Raw genomic sequence first — 22146 nt, forward strand, 5'->3', positions numbered from 1 at the left:
GACGCACGGCGAGAGCGTACCCTTCCTGGTCACTCCCCGGCGCGCGTACGCACCGGCGGCACGGTGGAGCCTGTGGCAGGAATCTTCTTGCTCTTGATGGCGAACGTCATCACATCCTTGAACACGGGGGCCGCCAGCTCGCCGCCGAAGTGCCCCTTCTTGGGGTTCTGCAGCACCGACAGGACCACCAGGCTCGGCTTGTCCGCCGGGGCGAACCCGACGAACGAGGCAGTGTAGCCGTCGTAGCGGCCCAGGGAGGCGTCGTAGCGGTTGGCGGTGCCGGTCTTGCCCGCCACCCGGTAGCCGGGGATGGCGGCCAGGTGGCCGGTGCCCTCCTCGCCCACGGCGCTCTCCAGCATGGTCGTGATCTCCTTGGCGGTCGTCTCGCTCACCACCCTGGTCCGCTTGCTCTCGGGGGCCGGGACGAACTTGCCTGTGGCGTCGGTCGTGCCGGCCACGATCCGCGGCTCGATCCTGACGCCGCCGTTGGCGATCGTCTGGTAGACGCTGGCCATCTGCAGCGCCGTCACCGACACGCCCTGGCCGTAGGCGATCGTGCAGCTCTGGCTGCCGGACCACTTCTTGTAGTCGGGCAGCAGGCCCGCCTCGGCGCCCGGCACGCCGCCGCCCGGCCTGCTGCCGAAGCCGAACGCCTTCAGCATCCCGTACAGGCGGGCGCTGCCGATCTTGCGCGCGGCCATGACCGTGGCGACGTTGCTGGACTCGGCCATCGCCTGGCGGAACGTCATCGACTCCGTCCCGTGCGCGTGCGCGTCGTGCAGCACCTGGTCGTAGCACCTGATCCGGTCGGGCACCTGGAACACCGTGTCCGGGGTGGCCGCGCCGGCCTCCAGCGCGGCCGCGGCGGTGATCACCTTGTTGGTGCTGCCGGGCTCGAAGACGTCGGCGGCGGCCTTGTTGATCTGGCTGGACGCCGGGGCCGAGCGCCAGTTGCCGAGGTCGAGCTCGGGCGCGTTGGCCATCGCGACGATCTGGGCGGTGCGCACGTCCATGACGATGACCGTGCCGCTGTCGGCGCCGGACTCCCTGACCTGGTCGCCGATCGACTTCTGGGCGGCCCACTGGATGTCGCGGTCGATGGTCAGCCGGATGTCGCGGCCGTCCACGGGGGCCGTGCGCTGGCTGCTGGTCATCGGGATGCGCTGGCCGTCGCGGCCGGTCTCCACGCGCTGCTGCCCGTCGCGGCCGGCCAGGAGCTTGTCGCTGGCACCCTCGACGCCGACCAGGCCCTTGCCCTCGTCGCCGACGAAGCCGATGATGCTGCCCGCGAGGTCGCCTGCCGGGTAGAGGCGGCGGTAGGTCTTCTTCGCGCTGAGCGCCGGGATGCCCGCCTGCTGCAGGCGGCTGGCCACCACCGGATCGACGTCGGTGGCCAGGCGCTGGTAGCGGGTGTCGGTCCTGGCCAGCTTGGCGGCGATGTCCTGCTCGCTCTTGCCGAGCTGCTGGGCGAGGGCCTTCGTCACCTTCGCGCGGACGTCCGGCTTGGTGATCTTGGACGGGTCGATCGACAGCTCGCGGGCCTCGACCGTCACCGCCAGGTCGTGGCCGTTGACGTCGGTGATCGAGCCGCGCTTGGCGGGGATGGTCTCGACGTGCTGGCGCTGGTCGGCGGCGGCGGCCTCGTACACCTTGGAGTCCAGGCCCTGCATCTGGATGAGGCGGCCGGCGAAGATCGACAGCACGAACGTCATGCCGATCAGGCCAATGTTGATGCGGCGGCGCGGGTTGCCCAGGCGCAGCACCAGGGGCGGCCTGGGCGGGCGCGGCGGCGCGGGCGGCCGGCGCCACGGGCTCCTCGGCGGGGGGACGTCGCCGCCCCGCGTGCTCCTGGCGCCGTCCCCGGCGCGGCGCCCGGCGGCCCGCTCGCGCTCCTGGCGGGAGCCGCCGGCCGGGGCGCGGCGCGACGCCCCGTCCCCGTGCTCGTGCCGCGAGCGCGCCTCGGCGTCGCGGGCGCGCGGGTCGTCGTCGCGCCCGCCACGGGCGCGGGGGGCGTCGTGGCGGCGGTCGCGGGCGGGCGGCTCGTCGGCGCGGTCGTCGCGGAGGCGGCGGCCGTCGCGGCCCTGGACGCGCCCGCGCACCCGCTCGTCGTCGCGACCGGCGGGACCGCGGCCGGCGTCGTCACGATCCACGGAACCACGTCGGGGACGGCCGGCGTCGTCACGGCCGGAAGCGGGGCGGCGGGAGCGGCGGACGTCGTCGTCGTCGGCGCCACGGCGCGGGCGACCGGCGTCCTCGCGGCCGGAGGTAGGACGGCGGGGGTGATCGGCGTCCTCGCGGCCCGAAGTGGGACGGCGCGGGCGGCCGGCGTCCTCGCGGCCGGAGGTAGGACGGCGGGGGTGATCGGCGTCCTCGCGGCCCGAAGTAGGGCGGCGGGGGCGGTCGGCGTCGTCGCGGCTGCCGGGGGTCCGGTCGCGCGGGCCGGGGTCGCGGCTCTGGGCGGTGGCGCGGCCCCTGGGGTGGTCGTCGCCGTCCCGGGAGGGGCGCCGTCGCCCGGCGGGCTCGCCGGCGGCACCCCGCGGGCGGGCGCGGCCGTCCTCGGCGCGGCCGGAGCCCTCCTCGCGCGGCGCGCGCCGGCCGTCGCCGGGACGGCCGCGCCGGTCGTCGTCCGGACGGCCGCGCCGGTCGTCGCCGGGGCTGCGTCCCTCGTCGGAACGGCCACGCGGGTCGTCCCCGCGGTCGCCGTCCGTACGGCCACGGCCCTCGCCGGAACGGCCACGGCCGTCACCCGGGCGGCCGCGCCCTCCGTCCGGACGGCTACGGCCGGAACGGCCGGGGTCGTCGTCGTGGCCCGGGTCGGACGGGTCGCGGGGCGGCCGGGTGCGGTAGCCGTCCTCGTGACCGAACGGCAGGTCCAGCGGGTCGGGCCGCTTGCGCGGCTGGCGCGGCGGGGTGTCCGGCGACGCCGGGCGGCCCGCCCCCTCCGAACGGGCGGAGCCGCCCTGGCGCCCCGCCCGTCCCGGCCCGCCCGGCGTACGACGAGCGGCGCCGGGCCCTCCCTGAGAGCCGGCGCCGCCAGCGCCGCGGCCGGGACCCTGCCCCCTGCCGCCTGATTCCCTCACCGTTCCGTGTCCACCCGGTTTACCTGGCCGTCACCGGCGCTGTCCCAGCCGTTGACGTTGTCCCAGTCGGGGTGCTGCCCCTGCTGCTCGGCGCGCTCGGCGATGACGCCGGGCTGGGTGTTGCGCTGGTACTCCTGCTCGATCTTCTCCTTCTCCAGCCGCGCCACCGCGATCTCCTCGCGCAGGGTGGCGTCGGTGATGGTGTCCTTGGCCAGCATCGTGTTGAGCAGCAGCAGGCTGACCAGGCCGCCGGACATCAGCCCGACGACGAGCAGCACGAACGGCGTGCGCTGCCGCCGCGCGAGCCGCCGGCGCCGCGCGGGCTCCGGCCCGGTCTCGGCCCGCCAGGCCGGGCGCGCGTCGGGACGCGCCGCCGGCCGCGTCCGGCCCGGCCCTGCCGTCCTGGGCCCGGCCGTCCTGGGCTCGGTAGTCCTGGACCCGGTCGTCCTGGACCCGGCCGTCCTGGGCACCGCCGTCCTGGGCGCCGCCGTCTTGGGCTCGGTCAGCTTGGACCTGGCCGACGCGGACCTCGCCGCCGCCGGCTCGGCCGGCTTGGGCCTGGCCGGCGCGGGCTTGGCCGGATCGGGCTTGGCCGGATCGGGCTTCGACTGGTGCGGCGCCCCGGCCCGGCGCGCGCCGGTCCTGGGGACCGCCGTGGACCCCGTCTTGGGCACCGCGCGGCGCACGGCCGCGCCCCGGCCGGTCTCCTGCTCAGTCGTCAACACGGATCCTCTCTGCCGCCCGTAGCCGGGCCGAGGCCGCCCGCGGGTTGCGGGCCACCTCTTCTTCGCTCGGGAGCTCTGCTCCCCTCGTCAGCAGGCGGAACCTCGGCTGGTGAGCCTCCAGCGGGACGGGCAGCCCGGGGGGGCTGGTGTCCCTGGTTCGCGCCGTGAGGGCCTGCTTGGTGAGCCGGTCCTCCAGTGAGTGGTAGGAGAGCACGACGACTCGCCCACCCAGCGCCAGCGCGTCGAGCGCCGCGGGCAGCGCCGCCTCCAGGGCGGACAGCTCCGCGTTCACCTCGATGCGTAGCGCCTGAAAGGTTCTTTTGGCGGGGTTTCCCCCGGTGCGCCGGGTAGCGGCGGGAATCGCATCGCGCACGATGTCCGCCAGCCGCTTGGTCGAGGTTATGGCCTCTTTGGCCCGTTCCTTGAGGATGAGGCTCGCGACACGCGGGGCGAATCGTTCCTCGCCGTAGACGCGCAGGACGCGGGTCAGCTCGGCGGCGCTGTAGGTGTTGACCACCTTCTCGGCCGTCAGCTCCTGCTGCGTGTCCATGCGCATGTCGAGGGGCGCGTCGTAGGAGTAGGCGAACCCGCGGCCGGCCTCGTCGAGCTGGGGCGAGGACACCCCGAGGTCGAACAGCACCCCGTCGACCGTGGTGTGCCCGGCGCGGGCGAGCACCCCCTCCAGGTCGTCGGAGGAGGCGTGCACCAGGGTGATCCGCTCCGCGTACGGGCCGAGCCTGCGGGTGGAGTGCTCGATGGCGAAGGGGTCGCGGTCGATGCCGATCAGACGCAGTGCGGGGAAGGCCGCGAGCAGGGCCTCGGAATGCCCGCCGAGGCCGAGGTTGGCGTCGACCACGACGGGACGGGGGCCGGTCAGCGCCGGGCCCAGCAACTCCAGTACGCGCTCCAGCATCACCGGAACGTGACCGCTCGTGCCGACGTCGCCCTGCAACTCCAACCCCCCTCTCGCGTCCTTGCTCGCGGATGACGCGTACTGATCGATCCGGATCGTCCTGGGTCCCCACCCGGTGCCGCCCGGCCAGGTCCCCATCCGCACCCTCTTCGTGGGCGTCTGCCCACTGACACCGGGGAAGGTGCATCAGTTGACAGACAGTGGTTGCGGGTGGAGACCTCGCCGAACGACAACACCGACGGATCGACCGTGGTTCTCACAAGATCCCTGGCAGCACCTCCTCCGACAGATCGGCGAACGCCTGCTCCTGTTCGCTGAGGTAGGTGTCCCACGCCTGGGCGTCCCAGATCTCCAGCCGGGTGTTGGCCCCGATGACGACGCAGTCACGCCGCAGCCCCGCGTACTGGCGCAGGCCCTGCGGGATCGTGACGCGCCCCTGCTTGTCTGGTTTCTCGTCGGACGCGCTGGCGAAGAAGACGCGGCTGTAGTCACGCACCGCCTTGGCGGTGACCGGGGCGGTACGGAGAGCCTCGGTAATGCGCTGGAACTCCTCCACGGGAAAGACGTAGAGGCATCGCTCCTGGCCTTTGGTGATCACAAGACCCTCCGCCAGCTCCTCACGGTACTTAGCCGGCAGGAACAGCCGTCCCTTGTCGTCCAGGCGCGGGTGGTGGGTGCCGAGGAACACCGGCGCCACCTCCCGTGCCTAGCGAAGCGCACAGCGCTGGCGCACCGTGCTCTCCACTGCGCACCACCATACTCCACTTCTCCCCACCGTCAACTGATTCGAACGCTCTTCATCCGCGCTTTCCCTTGCGTTACCGCAGGTCAGAGCGATGGGGCGGAGTGGTGGGGGGCACGCGGCCGATCACCTCGCACGGGCGTGTCGAACATTTGCCAGCACCGGGAAATAGCCGCCCAGGGCCGGACGAAGAGCCGGGTGGAGGAATGGGGGGCGGCGCGCGGGGGTCAGTGTCACGGGATACGGACCCACATGCCACCTAATCGGGAACATCGCCCAGGTTCCCTGGAATATCCACAAATGTCGCTCGCGAACCCACAGCGTCGTAGGGTCGTACACACAATGGAAAAGGAATGGCATGGCTCCCGCAATGGCACCGCCGGGACAGCCGTCGCACTTCTCATGGAGGCCTGGTGGCAGTAACCCATGACGTCCCTCCCCAGCTCGACGAGCTGGTCACCGTAGCCCACCGGATCCGCGAGGCGATCGAATCGGTGATCGAGGGCAAGAGCGACGCGGTCCGCCTCACGCTCACCGTCCTGCTGGCCGAAGGGCACCTCCTCATCGAGGACGTCCCCGGCGTCGGCAAGACCATGCTGGCCAAGGCGCTGGCGCGTTCCATCGACTGTCCCGTCCGGCGGGTGCAGTTCACCCCCGACCTGCTGCCGAGCGACATCACCGGCGTGAGCGCCTACAACCAGCAGACCCGGGAGTTCGAGTTCAAGCCGGGGCCCGTCTTCGCCAACATCGTGGTGGGCGACGAGATCAACCGCGCCTCCCCCAAGACGCAGTCCGCCCTCCTGGAGTGCATGGAGGAGCACCAGGTGACGGTGGACGGCGTGACCTACCAGCTCGACGCGCCGTTCATGGTGATCGCCACCCAGAACCCCATCGAGATGGAGGGCACCTATCCCCTCCCCGAGGCGCAGCGCGACCGCTTCACCGCCCGCGTCGCCATGGGCTACCCGGAGCCCAAGGCCGAGCTGGAGATGCTCGACGTGCACGGCGGCACCTCGCCGCTGGACAAGCTGGAGCCGGTGGCGACGACGTCGGAGGTGCGCGCGCTCATCGAGGCCGTGCGCGGCGTCTACGTCTCCCAGCCCGTCAAGAAGTACGCCATCGACCTCGTGGTGGCCACCCGCCACTCCCCCGACCTGCGGCTGGGCGCCTCGCCCCGGTCCACGCTGCAGCTCGTGCGGGCCGCCAGGGCGCACGCCGCGCTGGCCGGCCGCGACTACGTCATCCCCGACGACCTGCAGGACCTGGCGGTCCCCGTGCTGGCGCACCGGCTGCTGCCCAGCGTCGAGGCCCAGGGGCAGCGCCGGCTGCCGGAGCAGGTGGTCACCGACCTGATCAGGCGCGTGCCGGTGCCGGAGACGCGAGCGTCGTGAGAGCCGGACTGCGGGCGCTGACCAGCAGGGGCAGGTCGTTCCTGGCCTCCGGGATCGCGGCGATGCTGATGGCCGTCATCCTGGGCGAGAACGACCTGTTCAGGATCGGGGTGCTGGTGACGGCGCTGCCGCTGCTGGCCGCGATGGTGGTGGCACGCACCCGCTACCGGCTGAGCTGCGCCCGCCGGCTGGACCCGCCGAGGGCGGAGGTGGGCGGCGAGGCCACCGTGACCCTGCGGCTGGAGAACGTCACCCGGCTGCCCACCGGGCTGCTGCTCATCGAGGACACCGTCCCGTACGCGCTGGGCGTGCGGCCCCGGTTCGTGCTGGACCGGGTCGAGCCGCGCGGCGTGCGGGAGATCGACTACCGGGTGCGCTCCGACCTGCGGGGCCGCTACCCGATCGGGCCGCTGTCCATCCGCATCGCCGACCCGTTCGGGCTGGTGGAGCTGAGCCGCTCGTTCACCATCAGCGACACGCTCGTGGTGACCCCGCACGTGGCGGCGCTGCCGCACGTACGGCTGTCGGGCGAGTGGTCGGGCGGCGGCGAGAGCCGTACCCGCAGCGTGGCGGCGGCCGGCGACGACGACGTGGCGCCGCGCGAGTACCGGCAGGGCGACGACCTGCGCCGGGTCCACTGGCGCTCCACCGCCCGCCGCGGCGAGCTGATGGTGCGCCGGGAGGAGCAGCAGTGGCAGAGCCGCGGCGCGCTCCTGCTCGACACCCGCCGGCACGCCCACCGCGGCGAGGGGCCGCGCTCGTCGTTCGAGGTGGCGGTCTCGGCCGCGGCCTCCATCGGCGTGCACCTCGCCCGCGAGGGCCTGGGCCTGCGCCTGGTCACCGACCAGGGGCCCGAGCACCTGACCGACAGCGGGCTCAGCTACTCGCTGCTCGACACCCTCGCCGTCATCCGGCACAGCCCGGCCCGCTCCCTGGAGATGGGCGTCGCCGCCCTGCGGCAAGGCGGCGGCGACGGCCTGATCGTGGCGGTGCTCGGCGCGCTGGAGCCGGAGGAGGCGAGGGAGCTGGCCCGGCTGCGGCACAGCGGCATCACCGGCGTCGCGGTGCTGCTCGACGTGAGCACCTGGGACGGCGGCGCGCCGGGCTCGACGGAGAACCACGAGGCCGTGCAGACCGTGCTGGCCGGTTACGGCTGGCGCATCGTCCGGCTGCCCGCGGGCGCCTCGATCGCGTCGGTCTGGCAGGACGCCGCGCATCGCGGCAGGTACGTGCTCAACCCCGCCGGAGGTGCGGTATGAGACTGACCATCGCCTCCGGAGTGGCCGCGTTCACCGCCGCCGTGCTGCTCTACCCCCTCTTCGAGGGCGGGACCTGGTTCTGGTCGTCGCTGGGTGTGGTGCTGGCCGTGGTGGGGGCCGGCCTGGTGAGCAGCCGCCTGTCGCTGCCGGCGTGGGCGGCGCCGCTGCTCGCCCTGGCCGCGGTGTGGATCTACCTGACCATGTCCTTCGCCGCCGAGGAGGCGTGGGGGCTGCTGGTGCCGACCAAGGCGTCGGTGCTGGAGCTGGGCCGGCTGCTCGGCGTCGGCTGGGCCGACATCCAGCGCTTCGCCGCCCCGGTGCCCGCCACGGAGGGCATCGTGCTGCTCACCACCGGCGGGGTGGCGCTCATCGCGGTCACCGTGGACCTGTTCGCGGCGCGGCTGCGGCGGGCGGCGCTGGCCGGGCTGCCGCTGCTGGCCCTGGCCACCGTCCCGGCGACGATCCTGCCCGACCCGATCAGCTGGCCGGCGTTCATCGTCGCCGCGCTCGGCTTCGTCGGCCTGCTCATCGCCGACGGGCACGAGCGGGTGGGCCACTGGGGGCGGGCGGTGCTGGTGCGCCGGACCCGCATGGCGGTGACGCCGTCCTCCGGCGCCTCCCGCTCCTCCGCGCCGCGGGGCACGGCCGACACCAGCGGGCTGCGGCTGTCGGGCAAGCGGATCGGGTTCGCCGCGATCGCGCTGGCCGTGCTGCTGCCGGCGCTGCTGCCGTCGATGGAGCCGGTGTCGTTCTTCCAGTTCGGCGTGGGCGGCAGCGGGACCGGCGGGCGCGGCAGCTCCATCAGCATCCCCAACCCGATCGCGAACCTGAAGGGCCAGCTCGAACTCCCCGAGCGGCGCGTGGTCCTGACCTACGCCAACAACGACAACCAGCCCCGCTACCTGCGGATCTACGCGCTCGACACCTTCGACGGCCAGCAGTTCGGCATGACCAAGCCGCGGGGCCTGGCCGAGGACCGGACGGACAACGGCCCGCTGCCGGTGCCGCCCGGGCTCACCGAGCGGACGAAGGTCACCAACGTGGTGACCGACGTCCAGATCAGCGACGAGATCGAGGAGCTGAAGTTCCTGCCGCTGCCGTACCCGCCGCGGGAGATCCAGGTGGACGGCGACTGGCGGGCCGACGCCGACACGCTGATGGTCTTCTCCATCGGCGACGAGGCGGCCGGGCTGGACTACCAGGTGGCCACCACCGAGCCGGCGCCGACCCGCGAGCTGCTGGAGTCGCTGCCCTACGACCGGGACGCGGTGGACCCCCGCTTCCTGCGGCTGCCGGGCAACCTGCCGCCGGAGATCAGGCGGCTGCCCCGGCAGATCCTCGGGGACGGCGTGTCCTCGCCGTACGAGGCGGCGGTGAAGCTGCAGAAGTGGTTCACCCAGGACGGCGGCTTCACCTACAACCTGCGTACCCAGGGGCACAGCAACTCCGCGCTGGCCGACTTCCTGCTGCACACCCGGGCCGGCTACTGCGAGCAGTTCGCCGCGTCGATGGCGGTGCTGGCCCGGCTGGTCGGCATCCCGTCGCGGGTGGCGATCGGCTACACCGGCGGGACGGCCGTCGGCGGCCGGTGGCAGGTGGGGACCAACGACTCCCACTCCTGGCCGGAGCTGTACTTCGACGGCGTGGGCTGGCTGCCGTTCGAGCCGACGCCCGCCGGGGCGCTGGGGCAGGGCAGCGCGCGCGTGCCGGCGTACTCGGTGCCCGCGCCCGAGACGACGGGCCGGGCCACGACGCCGACGCCGGGCTCCAGCAGCTCCGCGGCCGACGAGCCGATCGACCCGGGCGCGCGGCAGAACCCGCGCGCCGTGGACCGGGAGAGCCGGCTCCTGCCGACCGGCTCGCTGCCGCAGGAGGAGTCGACGCCGCTGATCGCCAAGGTCGGCGTCGGGCTCGGCGCGCTGCTGCTCCTCCTGCTGGTCCCCGCCGCGATGCGGCTGGTCACCAGGAACCGGCGGGTGCGCGCGCTGGGCGGCCGCCCGGCGGCTGCGGCGGGCCCTCCGGACGGGCCCGCCGCCAGGGCCGCCGCCGGCGAGGGCCGCGCCGACCGGCATCCGTCGGTCGCGGCGGTCTGGGCCGAGCTGGACGACGTCCTGTACGACTACGGCCTGGCCCGCCAGTCCAGCGAGACCCCGCGGGCGCTGGCCCGGCGGCTGGTCCAGCAGTACGAGTTCGACGCGGAGGCGGCGGCGGCGCTGTCGGCCATCGCCGCGACCGTGGAGCGGGTGCTGTTCGCCCGCGACCCGGGCCGGGTCGGGCCGCTGCGGAAGGAGCTGCGCACGGTGCGCCAGGCGCTGGCGGCCACGGTGTCGCGGGGGCGGCGGATCCGGGCGGTGCTGATGCCGCCGTCCACGCTGCGGCGGCTGCGCGGGCTCGGCGAGCGGCTGCTGGACGGGTTCGACCTGCTGGAGACGATCCGGCTGCGGCGCACGGCGGCCCAGAAGGGCTCCTGACCCGGCGGGGAACTCCCGGCCCCTGACGGCCCACGGGCCGGGAGCGCCCTCGCCGGGGCGGGCCGGGTCGTCGTCGGAAGTCGTGGAACGCGAAGAGCGTGCGGCTCCTCCCCGTGAGGGAGGGGTCGCACGCTCTTCCGTTCGCGGCCTTTTCGTTCGCGGCCTTTTCGTTCGCGGCGCGCCCGGCCGGCGGGGGGCCGGCGGTCGCGCGTCCGGCCCGTTCACGGAGCCGGACGCCGGTGCCGCTGCTGCCGTCTCCCTGCCCCGGCCCGGAACCCCGGTCGTCACCGACCCGGCCGGAGTGCGGGGTGCGGCAGGCTCAGCGCTCGTCGTGGCGGCGGCGCCAGCGCTCTTCCATGCGCTCCATGAAGGTGCCCCGGTTGCCGCGGCGGACCTGCTTGCCCGGCGCCGCGGCCTGGCCGCCGGCCGGTGGGGAGTCGCCGAACCCGTTCATGCGTTTCCAGCTGGACAGGCCCCACAGACACGCCGCGAGCATGACCACGAAACCGCCGACGCCGAGCGGGATCAGAGCGGCGCCGCTCAGGACGACGCCGACCATCATGACGACGACGCCGAGGGCGAAGCCGATGGTGGCCTTGACGAGGCGGCGCCTGTAGTGACGGCGGGGGTCACTGATCCTTACGGTGTTGGCCCACTTCGGGTCCTCGGCGTAGAGGGCCTGCTCGATCTGGTCGAGCAAGCGCTGCTCGTGCTCAGAGAGCGGCACGGCGCCTCCCAAGGACAGCCCCAGGACGGGGAGAACGGCAACGGACGACACGGGGTGTCCGGACCTCGCGGTCGGTTATCCCCAGAATACGAGGCTGTAGACGTAGGCGAAAGCAAACGTCCAACGCAGACCAAACCGGAGGTGACGTCATGGCTCCATTGTGGCCCATCTCGCCCCCCTTCCCCCAAAATCGCGACTCCGGCGCACCACAAAGTAGGGACATCGGCGTCATGTCTCTATTTCATCAAGCTTGCCACGTACGAGCGATGCTGGGACCACCGCATCGGGACCAAATCTCCGGATCGCCTTGTCCATCGCCTGCTCGGCCTCGCGCCAGCCGGTCTCCCGCTCGCCCAGGGTGAGCTGCCGGGTGGCCTCCCCGGCGGGGCGGAGGTTCTCCATCCGCACCCCCACCAGGCGCAACCGCACCCGCTCCAGCCCGGCGGCGTCGTACAGCTCGCAGGCGGTGGCGTAGATGACCTGGGCCACGTCGGTGGGCTCCCGCAGCGTGCGCGAGCGGTTGATCGTCGTGAAATCGGCTCGGCGAAGCTTCACACTTACCGTTCTTCCCACCTGACCGCCCTTACGCATCCTGGCCGCCACCCGCTCCGACAGGCGCAGCAGCTCGCGCTTGATGACCTCGGGGTCCTCGACGTCGGTGGCGAAGGTCTCCTCGCCGCCGATGCTCTTGTCGGGGACGTGGGGGCTCACGGGCCGCTCGTCGCGGCCCCAGGCCAGCGCCGCCAGGTGGGCGCCCACCGCCTGCCCCAGCTCGCGCTGGAGCGTGTCCAACGGCACTCTGGCGAGGTCGCCGACGGTGCGGATGCCGAGGCGGACCAGGGACTGCTCGGTGCGCTCGCCGACGCCCCACAGGGCCGAGACCGGCAGCGGGTGCAGGAAGGCCACCACCTCGCCGGCGGGGACCACCAGCAGCCCGTCGGGCTTGCACTGCTTGGAGGCGAGCTTTGCCACGAATTTGCTGGCGGCCACGCCCACGGAGCACGTGATGCCGTAGCGCTCCAGGACCTGCTCCCTGATCAGCGCGGCGACGGCCGCGGGCGGGCCGAGCCGCCGCCGGGCGCCGCCGACGTCGAGGAACGCCTCGTCGGAGGCGATGGGCTCGACCAGCGGGGTGATCGCGTGGAAGATCTCCATGACGCCCTTGGAGACCTCGGAGTACTTCCCGTGGCTGGGCGGGATGATCACCGCCTGCGGGCAGAGCCGGCGGGCCCGGCTCATCGGCATCGCCGAGTGCACGCCGTAGGCGCGGGCCTCGTAGGTGGCGCTCAGCACGACGCCGCGCCCGGCGGGCGAGCCCACGATCACCGGACGGCCGCGCAGCTCGGGACGGTCGAGCAGCTCGACGCTGGCGAAGAAGGCGTCCATGTCGACGTGGAGGATCGGGCAGCCGCTGTCATCGGCCCCGGTGCGCGGAGCGGGGCCGATGCCGGTGATCTGCTTGCGGGACACGCGTCGATTCTATCCGAACACCAATTCGACAACAGGGGGAGGCGGGCGCTCAGGCACGGTGCCCGAGCACGTGCAGCTGGGTCGCGATGTCACGCAGCACCGGATGCGCGGCGGCGGCCTGCTCCAGCGCCACCAGGGACTCGGCGGCGCCGGGCTCGCCGTCCACGAGCCGGCTCGGCACCAGGTCGGCGAAGACCCGCACGCCGTGGACCGGGCCCACGGTGAACCCGGTGGCGCCCAGCAGCTCGGCGAGCGCCGCGGCGGTGAAGCGGCGGGGCGTGGGGTCGCGCTCGCCCCAGGTGCCGGACGGGTCGCCCAGCACGGCCCGGGCCTCGTCGAACTGACCGGCCAGCGCGCGGTGGATGGCGCTGGCGACGGGGTTGGCGGCCAGCACGCTCACCGCGCCGCCCCGGCGCAGCACGCCCGCGACGGCGGTCAGCGCGCTGAGGGGGTCCTCGACGTACTCCAGGACGCTGTGGCACAGCACCAGGTCGGCGCTGTCGCGGTCGAGCAGCTCGCCCAGGCCGTCGGCGTCGCCCTGCAACGAGCGCACGCCCACGCCCTTCTCCTTGGCCCGGCGCTCCAGCGCGGCCAGCGAGTCGGGGCTGGGATCGACGACGGTGACGGCATGGCCCAGCGCGGCCAGCGGAACGGCGAAACCGCCGGTGCCCCCGCCGGCGTCGACGATGTCGAGCGCCTCGCGGCCGGTGGCCGCGGCCCGCTCGGCCAGGACCGACCGCAGCGCGTCCCAGACGACGGCGGTGCGCACCGCCGGGGTCCTCGTGACGCTTTCAGCACGCAACGTTCGGCTCGCCTCCCTCTCGCCCCCGCGAACTGCTGCTTCGCGGCCGGCTCCTTCGCGGACGCGCCCAGCCTACGCCGTACGGGCGTCGGCCCGCTCCCGGTGTGCGCGACAGGACTGCGGGAACACGAGAAGAACGCGGGGAAAGGGGCCCCGGGTACAGAGAAGGGCGCGTCGCGGCTGGTGACGCGCCACATCTCCGTACGCTCTCAGCCGCCCGCACCCCACACAGCCAGGCGGTCGGCCCCCGCCGTGACGGACGCGCCCCTCGCCTCGCGCGCCCTGAAGGCAGGCGTGGTTGGAGGCTACCCCGAACGGGCGGTCGCGACGGTGTCTAAAGGGTGAGGCTTGGCTTGAGTTGCTTGAAGCGGGCCAGCAGGCCGTTGACGAAGTGGGGGGACTCGTCGGTGGACAGCTCGCCGGCCAGGTGCACCCACTCGCTGATCACCACGCCCTCGGGGACGTCGGGCATCCACAGCAGCTCGTACGTGCCGCCGCGCAGCAGGTTGCGGTCGACCGCGGGCATGCGGTCGAGGGTCCAGCCCTCGGCGTAGGTGGTGATCAGCTCGTCGATGCGGGCCAGGTGCCGGGCCACGCCCTCGACGATCGCCGAGGTGTACTCGTTGACCGGGGGCTCCTGCCGCTCCACGCGCTCGGCGAGGATCTTCAGCGGATCCTCGCCGCGCAGCTCCGCCTCGAAGAGGATGTCGAGCGCACGCCTGCGCGCCTTGCCGCGTGCCGACACCTCAGGCCCGGCCGAGGTACTCGCCGGTGCGGGTGTCGACCTTCACCTTCTCGCCGGTCGTGATGAACAGCGGCACCTTGATCTCCGCGCCGGTCTCCAGCTTGGCGGGCTTGGTGCCGCCGGTGGAGCGGTCGCCCTGCAGGCCGGGCTCGGTCTCGGCGATGGTCAGCTCGGCGGCGGCGGGCAGGTCGACGTAGAGCGCGGCGCCCTCGTTGAAGGCCACCGTGGCCGTGGTGTTCTCCAGCATGTAGTTGGCGGCGGTGCCGACCGTGGCGGCGGGCACGTTGACCATGTCGTAGGTCTCGGTGTCCATGAACACGAAGTCGTCGCCGTCGCGGTAGGAGTACTGCATCTCGCGCTTGTCGACGTTGGCCACGTCGACCTTCACGCCGGCGTTGAAGGTCTTGTCGACGACCTTTCCGGAGAGGACGTTCTTGAGCTTGGTGCGGACGAACGCGCCGCCCTTGCCCGGCTTGACGTGCTGGAACTCGACAACGCTCCAGAGGTCACCGCCCTCGAGCCTCAGCACCATGCCGTTCTTGAGGTCGTTGGTCGTCGCCACTCGTTCTTCTCCCGCGTGCGGCCGCTCTAAAGGACGAGCAGCTCCTTGGTCGTCTTGGTGAAAAGTTCCGGCCCGCCCTCACGGGTCACAAGGGTGTCCTCGATCCGGACGCCGCCCCGGCCGGGGAGGTAGACCCCGGGCTCGACGGTGATCGGAACTCGATCCTCTAGTCTACCGGTCCGCGAAGGGCCCAGGAACGGCTCCTCGTGGATCTCCAGGCCCACGCCGTGTCCCAGGCCGTGCCGGAAGTGGCCGCCGTGGCCCGCGGCCTCGATGACCGAGCGGGCCGCCCGGTCCACCTCCTCGACGGCGGCGCCGGGGGCGAGCGCGTGCCGGCCCGCCCGCTGGGCCGCCGCCACCAGGTCGTACAGCTCGCGCTGCCAGCCCGCGGGCGGGCCGAGGCTGACGGTCCTGGTCATGTCCGCGTGGTAGCCCTGGTGGCGGGCGCCGAAGTCCATCGTCACCAGGTCGCCGCGGCGCAGCTCCCGGTCGGTGGGCGCGTGGTGCGGGACGGCGCCGTTCTCGCCCGCGGCCACGATCGAGTCGAACGCGGGCTTGTCGGCGCCCAGCTCGGCCATGCGGCTCTCCAGCAGCCGGGCCAGCTCGCGCTCGGTCATGCCGGGGACGATCCGCCCCGCCACGTCGGCGAAGGTCTGGTCGGTGATCGCGCAGGCGGTGCGCAGCAGCTCCAGCTCGGCCTCGTCCTTGACCGCCCGCAGCTCCTCCACGACCGGCCCGAGCGGCACCAGCCCGTCGCCGAGCCGCCGGTAGGTGGCCACGCTCATGCTCGCCGCCTCGATGCCCGCGCCCGGCTCGGCCAGCCGGCCCGCCACGTCCGTCGCCTCGACCACCGGGACGTCCAGCGCACGGGCCGTGCCGATGTAGCGGTTGTCCGTGGCCAGCAGCGCGCTGCCGTCCGCCCTGACCAGGACGGCGGCGTTCGAGCTGTCCAGGCCCGTCAGGTAGCGGACGTTGACGGGTGAGGTGACGAGCAGGGCCGGGACCTCGCGGGCGGGCAGCAGCGCGGCCAGCCGGGCCCGGCGCGCGGCGTGATCGACGGTCATCCCGCCAATGTACGGCCAAGCCGCGTCATCCGCCCTGGACGGCCCACTCGCGGATGAACTGCGCCAGCGGCCCGGCCCGCTCCATGTCGCCCTTCTCCTGGGCGCGCAGCAGGTCGCGGTAGACCCCGGCGACGTGGCCCATCGCGGAGTCGGGGCGGCCCTCGGCGGACTTCCTGGCCGCCTTCCTGAGCTCCTTGCGGGCCTTGTCCGCGACCCGCGGGTTCATACCGCCCGAGCCGACCTGGTGCGTCATCGCCTCGTCGAACGCGGCCAGCCACCTGTCCCAGCCACCCGGCGGGCCCTGCCCGGCGCTGAGCGTGCCGCGGACGGGGGGCGTCTCGCGCAGCACGTCCGGGGGGCCGATGTCCGGTCCGAGCGTGGCCACGACGCCCGGGGACGGCTCGGGGCCGCGCGTGGGCTCGCCGGTGGGCCAGTCGGACGTGGTGGTCGGCGTCCGGCCCGGCACGGCGTCCGTGGTCTCCGGCGCGCTGGACGTCGCGGCGGGCGTGTGCTCGGCCACCGGCTCGTCGCCGCCGCGCGTGCCGGCCCACAGGACCATGCCCAGGGTCACCACGACGATGGCCGCCAGGGCCACGCCGAGCTGGACGAACAGCTTGCGGTTGCCGGGCGGGGGGTCGGGCGGCAGGTCCCCTGCCTGGTAGACGGCGGTGTCCCCGGCCCGCGCCCCGGCACCCCCGGCCGGCCCGTGAAGGCCCGTGTGGCCGGCCGGTCCGGGGTGGCCGATCGGTCCGGCGGCACCCGGGTGGCCGCCCGGTCCGTGAAGGCCCGGGTGGCCGGCCGGTCCGGCGGGGCCGGCCGCGAGGCCGCCGTCCCTCAGCAGGGCGCCGGTGACGGGCACGGCGCCGGGCGGCGGGGGCGGGACGGGAGTGGGCGCGTCGGGGTTGGCGCGCGGGTGGGCGATGGCCACCAGCGCGCGGCGGATGGCCTCGCCGCCGGCCGGGCGGCGCGCCGGGTCCCGCGCGACCATCGCCAGCACCAGCCGGTCCAGCTCGGCGGGCACCCCGGCCCTGAACGCGCTGGGCGGCGGCACGTCCTCCTCCGGCTCCCCGCTCCCCGGTCCGCGGCTCCCCGCCTCCCCGCTCCCAGGGCCGTCGCTTTCCGGACCGTCGCCCCCTGAGCCACCGCTCCCCGGGCCGTCGCCCTCTGAACCGCCGTCGAAGGGGAGGCGGCCGCACAGCAGCTCGTAGCAGACGCATCCCAGCGCGTACACGTCCCCGGCGGGCGTCGCCTCGCCGCCGGCGGCCCGCTCGGGTGCCAGGTACCGCCGGTCACCGCCGGGGGCATCCCGGTCGCCGAGCCCGAACCCGACGACCTTGAGCCCGCCGCTGCCGGCCCGCCGGAAGCTGTCGGGGCCGATCTCCCCGTGCACCACCCCGGCCCGGTGCGCCGCGTCGAGCCCGGCCGCCGCCTGCCCGACGAGGTCGCAGGTCTCCACCACGCCCAGGACGCCGCCCGCGGCCTCGCGCTCCTCCCCGAGGCTGAGCCCCGTGAGGTACTCCATCACCAGGAACGGCGCCCCGTCGTGCTCGCCGATGTCCAGCACCATGGCCACGTTCGGATGGATGACCTTGGCCACGGCCTGGGCGTGCTGCCTGAGCAGCTCCCGGGACCCGGTGCCGCTCAGCACCCTCACGGCCACGACCCAGTCGGCGCGCGTGTCGTACCCGCGCCACAGCTCGCCCACCGGCCCGCCGCCGATGCGCTCCTCCAGCCGGTACCGGTCGGCTATCAGCGCCGGCGTCGTCGCGTCGGACATATCCCCGCCAAAACTCGGAAATCATGATTTCCGACCCACCATAGGCCCCACGCGCCCCGCCGGCCTCCCGATCGCCCCCACCGGCGGCGGTCGCGGCACCGTACGCCGGGTCCGGACATGCGCGAAGGGCGGGAAGCACGGAGCTTCCCGCCCTTCGCGTCGCGGTCAGGCCGCGGCCGGCTCCGGGACGCGCGGCTGCCCGGCGGCCAGGGCGTCGTCGAGGGACTGCGGCGGCGCGTCGAAGACGGCCGTGTCGAGGCGGCCCTCCGAGCGGGCCACCACCACGGGCACGACCATCTGGCCGGCGACGTTGGTGAGGACGCTGGGTCTACGCTCAGCACCGTGCTGACCTTCGCCCTCGACATCGGAGAGACCATCCTCCGCGACGACCGCTACTGGAACTCCTGGGCCGACTGGCTCGACATACCACGCCACACCCTCTCCGCCCTCGTCGGAGCCGTCGTCGCCCAAGGCCGCGACAACGCCGACGCCCTCCGTCTGCTCCGTCCCGGCATCGACCTCAACGCCGAATACGACGCCCGCGAAGCCACCGGACGCGGCGAACACATCGACGAAGACGACCTCTACCCCGACGTGCGTCCGGCACTGACCGCCCTCCGTGCCGCCGGCCACCAGGTCCTCATCGTCGGCAACCAGACCAGACGCGTCGCCGAGCTGCTCCGCGCGCTCGATCTCCCAGCGGACGGCATCGCCACGTCCGGTGAATGGAGCGTGGCCAAGCCCTCCCGGCACTTCTTCACCCGGCTCGTCCACTTCGCCGGGACCACACCTGACCAGATCGTGTACGTGGGCGACCACCCCGCCAACGACATCGCCCCGGCACAGGCGGCAGGACTCCAGACCGCGCACATCCGGCGCGGCCCGTGGGGACACCTCTGGGCGAACCAGCCCGAAGCCGCCGCCGCAGACTGGCGGATCAACTCCCTCAGCGAGTTGGTCACCCTCGTCCGGTAGATCGGGGGTGCAGCGACCGCCCAACACCTGGGCAGGGCCGTCACCAGGCCGCTACAGTCCGAGACGAACGTCTCGGACCGGAGCTCCCCATGCCAGCGGCGCCGCACGGCGGCATCGGGCGGCGGGTCGCCTACTACCGCCCGCCTCATCGCCTACGTCCGCACGGAGACCTTCTTCGCCGCCGGCGCCCACGCGGCGGGCCTGCGCGCACTGGAGCACGCCCTCGACGCCGCCCCGTCGCCGGACGACAACGGAACAGCCGCCGCCCGCGGAGCCCTGCACATGCGGGCAGCGGTCATCGCCGGCCGCGCCGGTGACGTGGCCGGGACCGACACCCACCTCGCCGAGGCACGCCGTCTCGGCGTCCAGGTGCCCGAGGGCGTGTACGCGGGCACCGCGTTCGGCCCGCACTCGGCCCGCACTCGGTACGCATCCACGAAGTGTCCGTCGCGGTCAGCCTCGGCGGCGACCACGTGCACCGGGCCCTGGAGGTCGCCCGGAAGATCGCGCCGCAGCACACACGGGACCACCGCTGGGTGCGCGAGGACGCGGCCACGCTGCGCCGCCTGAAGCGCGCCGACGCCGGCATTCAATTCGATCTTGGATGACCGGCGCCTCGACGGGCACAGCCCGACCCCCGGGGAGAACCGTCCATGTCACTCGCCGGAAGGAACGACTCGCGGCGGATGACGACAGCGCCGGACCCAGGCGCTCGAAGTCATCGCGCCCGATCCAGCCGCACGCTGACGAACGATCCGAGAAACGCGGGGCGTCGCGACGGCACCGGCGCTTCTCCTCCGGGCGTAAATCCGGAGCGGTCGGCACGGGGCTCCTCCAGACAGCGCGAAGGGCGGGAAGCACGGAGCTTCCCGCCCTTCGCGTCGCGGTCAGGCCGCGGCCGGCTCAGGGACGCGCGGCCGCCCGGTGGCCGGGGCGTCGTCGAGGGACTGCGGCGGCGCGTTGAAGACGGCCGTGTCGAGGCGGCCCTCCGAGCGGGCCACCACCACGGGCACGACCATCTGGCCGGCGACGTTGGTGGCGGTGCGCATCATGTCGAGGATCGGGTCGATGGCCAGCAGCAGGCCGACGCCCTCCAGCGGCAGGCCCAGCGTGCTGAGGGTGAGCGTCAGCATGACGGTCGCGCCGGTCAGCCCGGCGGTGGCGGCGGAGCCGACGACCGAGACGAACGCGATCAGCAGGTAGTCGCCGAGGCCCAGCGGCACGCCGAAGACCTGGGCCACGAAGATCGCGGCCAGCGCCGGGTAGACCGAGGCGCAGCCGTCCATCTTGGTCGTGGCGCCGAACGGCACGGCGAAGGAGGCGTAGTCGCGGTCCACGCCGTTGCGCTCGACGGTGACCCGCTGCGTCAGCGGCAGCGTGCCGACCGACGAGCGGGAGACGAACGCCAGCTCGATCGCGGGCCAGGCGTTGCGGAAGAACTGCACGGGGTTGACCTTGCCCCAGACGGCCAGCACGGTCGGGTAGACGGCCAGCAGCACCAGCAGGCAGCCGATGTAGACCCCGGCGCTGAACTTGGCCAGCGGCGCCAGCAGGTCCCACCCGTAGGTGGCCACGGCCTTGCCGATCAGGCCCGCCGTGCCGATGGGGGCGAGCCTGATGACCCACCACAGCGCCTTCTGGACCAGCTCCAGCACGGAACGGCCGAGGGCGAGCAGCGGCTCGGCCTTCTCGCCGACCGCCAGGGCGGCCGCGCCGAGCACGGCGCCGAGGAAGACGATCTGCAGGACGTTCACCTCGGTGAAGGCGGTGACGACGTTCGTGGGCAGGATGCCGGTGACGAAGTCGAGCCAGGTGCCCGCGTGGTCGGGGGCCTTGGCGGCGCCGGTGTCGAGGGTGACGCCGCGCCCGGGGGCGATGAGCAGGCCGAGCCCGATGGCGAGGGTCACCGAGACCGCGGCGGTGATCAAGAACCACATCAGGGTCTTGGTGGCGAGCCTGGCCGCGCCGTTGACGTTGCGCAGGTTGGCCACGCTGACCAGCACGGCGGTGAAGACCAGCGGCGGCACGGCGAGCTTGAGGAGCTGGACGAAGATCTGGCCGACCCTGCTGAGGGTCTCGGCCAGCCAGGCCACGTCCCAGACGCGGGCGGCGAAGCCCAGCGCCACGCCGGCGGCGAGGCCGACGAGGAGCTGGAGCGAGAAAGAGAATCTCTTCACGGGAGAAAAGCTCCGATAGGTGAGGGGTGGGATGGATCGACGGGTCGCGGGGTCAGCGACACAGCGACGTGTGCAGCCGGCACAGGTCGACGTGCAGCCGCTCCACGAGCAGCACGATCACCACGGAGAACCTCACGAGGCGCTTCAACACCGGTGAGACCCGGAGCATTCCTCCCGAAAAGAGTGATTCATCCCACTCGCTGGATCAGCCGGCGATGTCCTTGATGCGCTCGATGAGCCGCACCCGCTCCTCGTGCGTACGCCCGAGCGGCGCCACGTTGAGCGTGGTCACCCCCGACTCCTTGAACGCCTGCACCCGGTCGCGCACGAACCCCTCGCTGCCGATCAGCGACATCTTCTCCAGCAGCTCGGCCGGCACCTGGGCGGCGGCCTCCTCCTTCTTGCCCGCGAGGTAGAGGTCCTGGATCAGCTCGGCCTGCTTCTCGTAGCCGTAGCGGCGGGCCAGGTCGTTGTAGAAGTTCTTGCCCTTGGCGCCCATGCCGCCGATGTAGAGGGCCGCCATCGGCCGGCCGAACTCGCGCAGCCCGGTCACGTCGTCGCCGATCGCCAGGGACGCCTGGGCGATCACGTCCAGCTCGCCCAGCTCGGGGTCGCGCTTGGCCCTGCCGGCGGCCAGGGCCTCCCCCCACACCTCGCCGGCCTTCTCCGGCACGTAGAAGATCGGCTCCCAGCCCTCGGCCAGCTCGGCGGCCAGCTCGACGTTCTTGGGCCCGATGGCGGCGACCACGATGGGGATGCGGGGGCGCACCGGGTGGTTGATGATCTTCAGGGCCTTGCCCAGGCCGGTGCCCTGGCCGGGCGGGAGCGGCACCTGGTAGTAGCGTCCCTGGTGCTCCAGGCGCTCGCGCCGCCACACCTTGCGGCAGATCTCGATGATCTCCCTGGTACGCCCGATCGGCGCGGTGTACGGCACCCCGTGGAACCCCTCGATCACCTGCGGCCCCGACGCGCCGATGCCCAGCGTGAAGCGCCCGTCGGAGACGAAGTCCAGCCCGGCGGCCGTCATGGCCATGAGCGTCGGCGTGCGCGAGTAGATCTGCAGGATGCCGGAGGCGATCTCCAGCCGCTCGGTCCTGGCCGCGATGTAGCCCATCTGGCTGACCGCGTCGAAGGAGTAGGCCTCGGCCACGAACACGATGTCCAGCCCGGCCTTCTCGTAGTCCGCCAGCTCGGCGACGGTCTCCTTGAAGCCGCCCGAGTAGTTGAGTGCCATACCGATGCGCATGCCGGGGCTCCCCATGAACC

At 73.5% G+C, this 22146-nt stretch carries 20 protein-coding genes; 6 read left to right on the forward strand and 14 right to left on the reverse strand.

Annotated features, from left to right (window positions below; genetic code table 11):
- Nucleotides 1–29 precede the first annotated feature (29 nt).
- Nucleotides 30–2099: a penicillin-binding transpeptidase domain-containing protein gene (locus tag AB0H75_RS09750; RefSeq protein ID WP_367793277.1), complete on the reverse strand. Its 2070-nt coding sequence runs from the start codon at nucleotides 2097–2099 to the stop codon at nucleotides 30–32.
- On the opposite strand from AB0H75_RS09750, the gene AB0H75_RS09755 reads away from it, so the two are divergent.
- Nucleotides 2016–3071, forward strand: a complete 1056-nt coding sequence (locus tag AB0H75_RS09755) for a hypothetical protein (RefSeq protein WP_367793280.1) — start codon at nucleotides 2016–2018, stop codon at nucleotides 3069–3071. The two genes, AB0H75_RS09750 and AB0H75_RS09755, sit on opposite strands and share 84 nt — an antisense overlap.
- 5 nt (nucleotides 3072–3076) lie before the next feature.
- On the opposite strand, the gene AB0H75_RS09760 is transcribed toward AB0H75_RS09755, so the two are convergent.
- The 3 genes from AB0H75_RS09760 to mraZ form a co-directional block, all read right to left on the reverse strand.
- Complete coding sequence (locus tag AB0H75_RS09760; RefSeq protein WP_367793283.1) at nucleotides 3077–3802, reverse strand: hypothetical protein; 726 nt, start codon at nucleotides 3800–3802, stop codon at nucleotides 3077–3079.
- Nucleotides 3792–4718, reverse strand: a complete 927-nt coding sequence (gene rsmH, locus AB0H75_RS09765) for a 16S rRNA (cytosine(1402)-N(4))-methyltransferase RsmH (RefSeq protein ID WP_367793286.1) — start codon at nucleotides 4716–4718, stop codon at nucleotides 3792–3794. The genes AB0H75_RS09760 and rsmH overlap by 11 nt, the downstream gene beginning before the upstream one ends.
- A 256-nt stretch (nucleotides 4719–4974) precedes the next feature.
- Nucleotides 4975–5406, reverse strand: coding sequence for a division/cell wall cluster transcriptional repressor MraZ (gene mraZ, locus AB0H75_RS09770; protein ID WP_367793289.1), 432 nt, complete (start codon nucleotides 5404–5406; stop codon nucleotides 4975–4977).
- A 467-nt stretch (nucleotides 5407–5873) separates the two neighbouring features.
- Between mraZ and AB0H75_RS09775 the strand changes: the two genes are divergently transcribed.
- The 3 genes from AB0H75_RS09775 to AB0H75_RS09785 are packed head-to-tail and all read left to right on the forward strand — an operon-like array spanning nucleotide 5874 to nucleotide 10581.
- Entirely contained in the window at nucleotides 5874–6851 is a 978-nt protein-coding gene (locus AB0H75_RS09775) for an AAA family ATPase (protein WP_367793292.1), read from the forward strand.
- A complete protein-coding gene (locus AB0H75_RS09780) occupies nucleotides 6848–8110 on the forward strand; it encodes a DUF58 domain-containing protein (protein WP_367793295.1) in 1263 nt (420 codons plus the stop codon). Before AB0H75_RS09775 ends, AB0H75_RS09780 begins: the two co-directional genes overlap by 4 nt.
- Nucleotides 8107–10581 (forward strand): transglutaminaseTgpA domain-containing protein, encoded by a 2475-nt coding sequence (locus AB0H75_RS09785; protein ID WP_367793298.1) that lies wholly within the window; start codon nucleotides 8107–8109, stop codon nucleotides 10579–10581. Before AB0H75_RS09780 ends, AB0H75_RS09785 begins: the two co-directional genes overlap by 4 nt.
- A 319-nt stretch (nucleotides 10582–10900) precedes the next feature.
- On the opposite strand, the gene AB0H75_RS09790 is transcribed toward AB0H75_RS09785, so the two are convergent.
- From AB0H75_RS09790 to AB0H75_RS09825, 8 genes are all read right to left on the reverse strand, one after another.
- On the reverse strand, nucleotides 10901–11308 hold the full coding sequence (locus AB0H75_RS09790) for a DUF3040 domain-containing protein (RefSeq protein WP_367793301.1): 408 nt from the start codon (nucleotides 11306–11308) through the stop codon (nucleotides 10901–10903).
- A 228-nt stretch (nucleotides 11309–11536) separates the two neighbouring features.
- A complete protein-coding gene (locus AB0H75_RS09795) occupies nucleotides 11537–12778 on the reverse strand; it encodes a DNA polymerase IV (protein ID WP_367793304.1) in 1242 nt (413 codons plus the stop codon).
- A gap of 49 nt (nucleotides 12779–12827) precedes the next feature.
- Nucleotides 12828–13547: a methyltransferase domain-containing protein gene (locus AB0H75_RS09800; protein WP_367793307.1), complete on the reverse strand. Its 720-nt coding sequence runs from the start codon at nucleotides 13545–13547 to the stop codon at nucleotides 12828–12830.
- A gap of 367 nt (nucleotides 13548–13914) precedes the next feature.
- Nucleotides 13915–14325 carry a transcription antitermination factor NusB gene (gene nusB / locus AB0H75_RS09805; protein ID WP_367793310.1) on the reverse strand — a complete coding sequence of 137 codons (411 nt, stop codon included), beginning with the start codon at nucleotides 14323–14325 and terminating at the stop codon, nucleotides 13915–13917.
- A gap of 1 nt (nucleotide 14326) precedes the next feature.
- Complete coding sequence (gene efp, locus AB0H75_RS09810; RefSeq protein WP_367793313.1) at nucleotides 14327–14887, reverse strand: elongation factor P; 561 nt, start codon at nucleotides 14885–14887, stop codon at nucleotides 14327–14329.
- A gap of 26 nt (nucleotides 14888–14913) precedes the next feature.
- On the reverse strand, nucleotides 14914–15951 hold the full coding sequence (locus AB0H75_RS09815; RefSeq protein ID WP_367793316.1) for a M24 family metallopeptidase: 1038 nt from the start codon (nucleotides 15949–15951) through the stop codon (nucleotides 14914–14916).
- A gap of 25 nt (nucleotides 15952–15976) precedes the next feature.
- On the reverse strand, nucleotides 15977–17728 hold the full coding sequence (locus AB0H75_RS09820; protein WP_367793319.1) for a serine/threonine-protein kinase: 1752 nt from the start codon (nucleotides 17726–17728) through the stop codon (nucleotides 15977–15979).
- A gap of 165 nt (nucleotides 17729–17893) precedes the next feature.
- Nucleotides 17894–18025: a hypothetical protein gene (locus AB0H75_RS09825; protein ID WP_367793322.1), complete on the reverse strand. Its 132-nt coding sequence runs from the start codon at nucleotides 18023–18025 to the stop codon at nucleotides 17894–17896.
- Between the two features lie 45 nt (nucleotides 18026–18070).
- On the opposite strand from AB0H75_RS09825, the gene AB0H75_RS09830 reads away from it, so the two are divergent.
- The gene (locus AB0H75_RS09830) at nucleotides 18071–18703 is read left to right on the forward strand and encodes an HAD family hydrolase (protein WP_367793325.1); all 633 of its coding nucleotides are present in this window, start codon (nucleotides 18071–18073) and stop codon (nucleotides 18701–18703) included.
- A 440-nt stretch (nucleotides 18704–19143) separates the two neighbouring features.
- Nucleotides 19144–19311: a hypothetical protein gene (locus AB0H75_RS09835; protein ID WP_367793328.1), complete on the forward strand. Its 168-nt coding sequence runs from the start codon at nucleotides 19144–19146 to the stop codon at nucleotides 19309–19311.
- Nucleotides 19312–19590: 279 nt separating this feature from the next.
- Here AB0H75_RS09835 and AB0H75_RS09840 read toward each other — a convergent pair whose 3' ends face one another.
- Both AB0H75_RS09840 and AB0H75_RS09845 read right to left on the reverse strand, forming a co-directional pair.
- Nucleotides 19591–20880 carry a dicarboxylate/amino acid:cation symporter gene (locus AB0H75_RS09840; protein WP_367793331.1) on the reverse strand — a complete coding sequence of 430 codons (1290 nt, stop codon included), beginning with the start codon at nucleotides 20878–20880 and terminating at the stop codon, nucleotides 19591–19593.
- Between the two features lie 205 nt (nucleotides 20881–21085).
- Nucleotides 21086–22126 carry an LLM class F420-dependent oxidoreductase gene (locus tag AB0H75_RS09845; protein WP_367793334.1) on the reverse strand — a complete coding sequence of 347 codons (1041 nt, stop codon included), beginning with the start codon at nucleotides 22124–22126 and terminating at the stop codon, nucleotides 21086–21088.
- Nucleotides 22127–22146 lie beyond the last annotated feature (20 nt).

Origin of the sequence: Nonomuraea sp. NPDC050783, from assembly GCF_040802095.1 — a bacterium.
In the GTDB taxonomy this organism is placed as follows: domain Bacteria; phylum Actinomycetota; class Actinomycetes; order Streptosporangiales; family Streptosporangiaceae; genus Nonomuraea.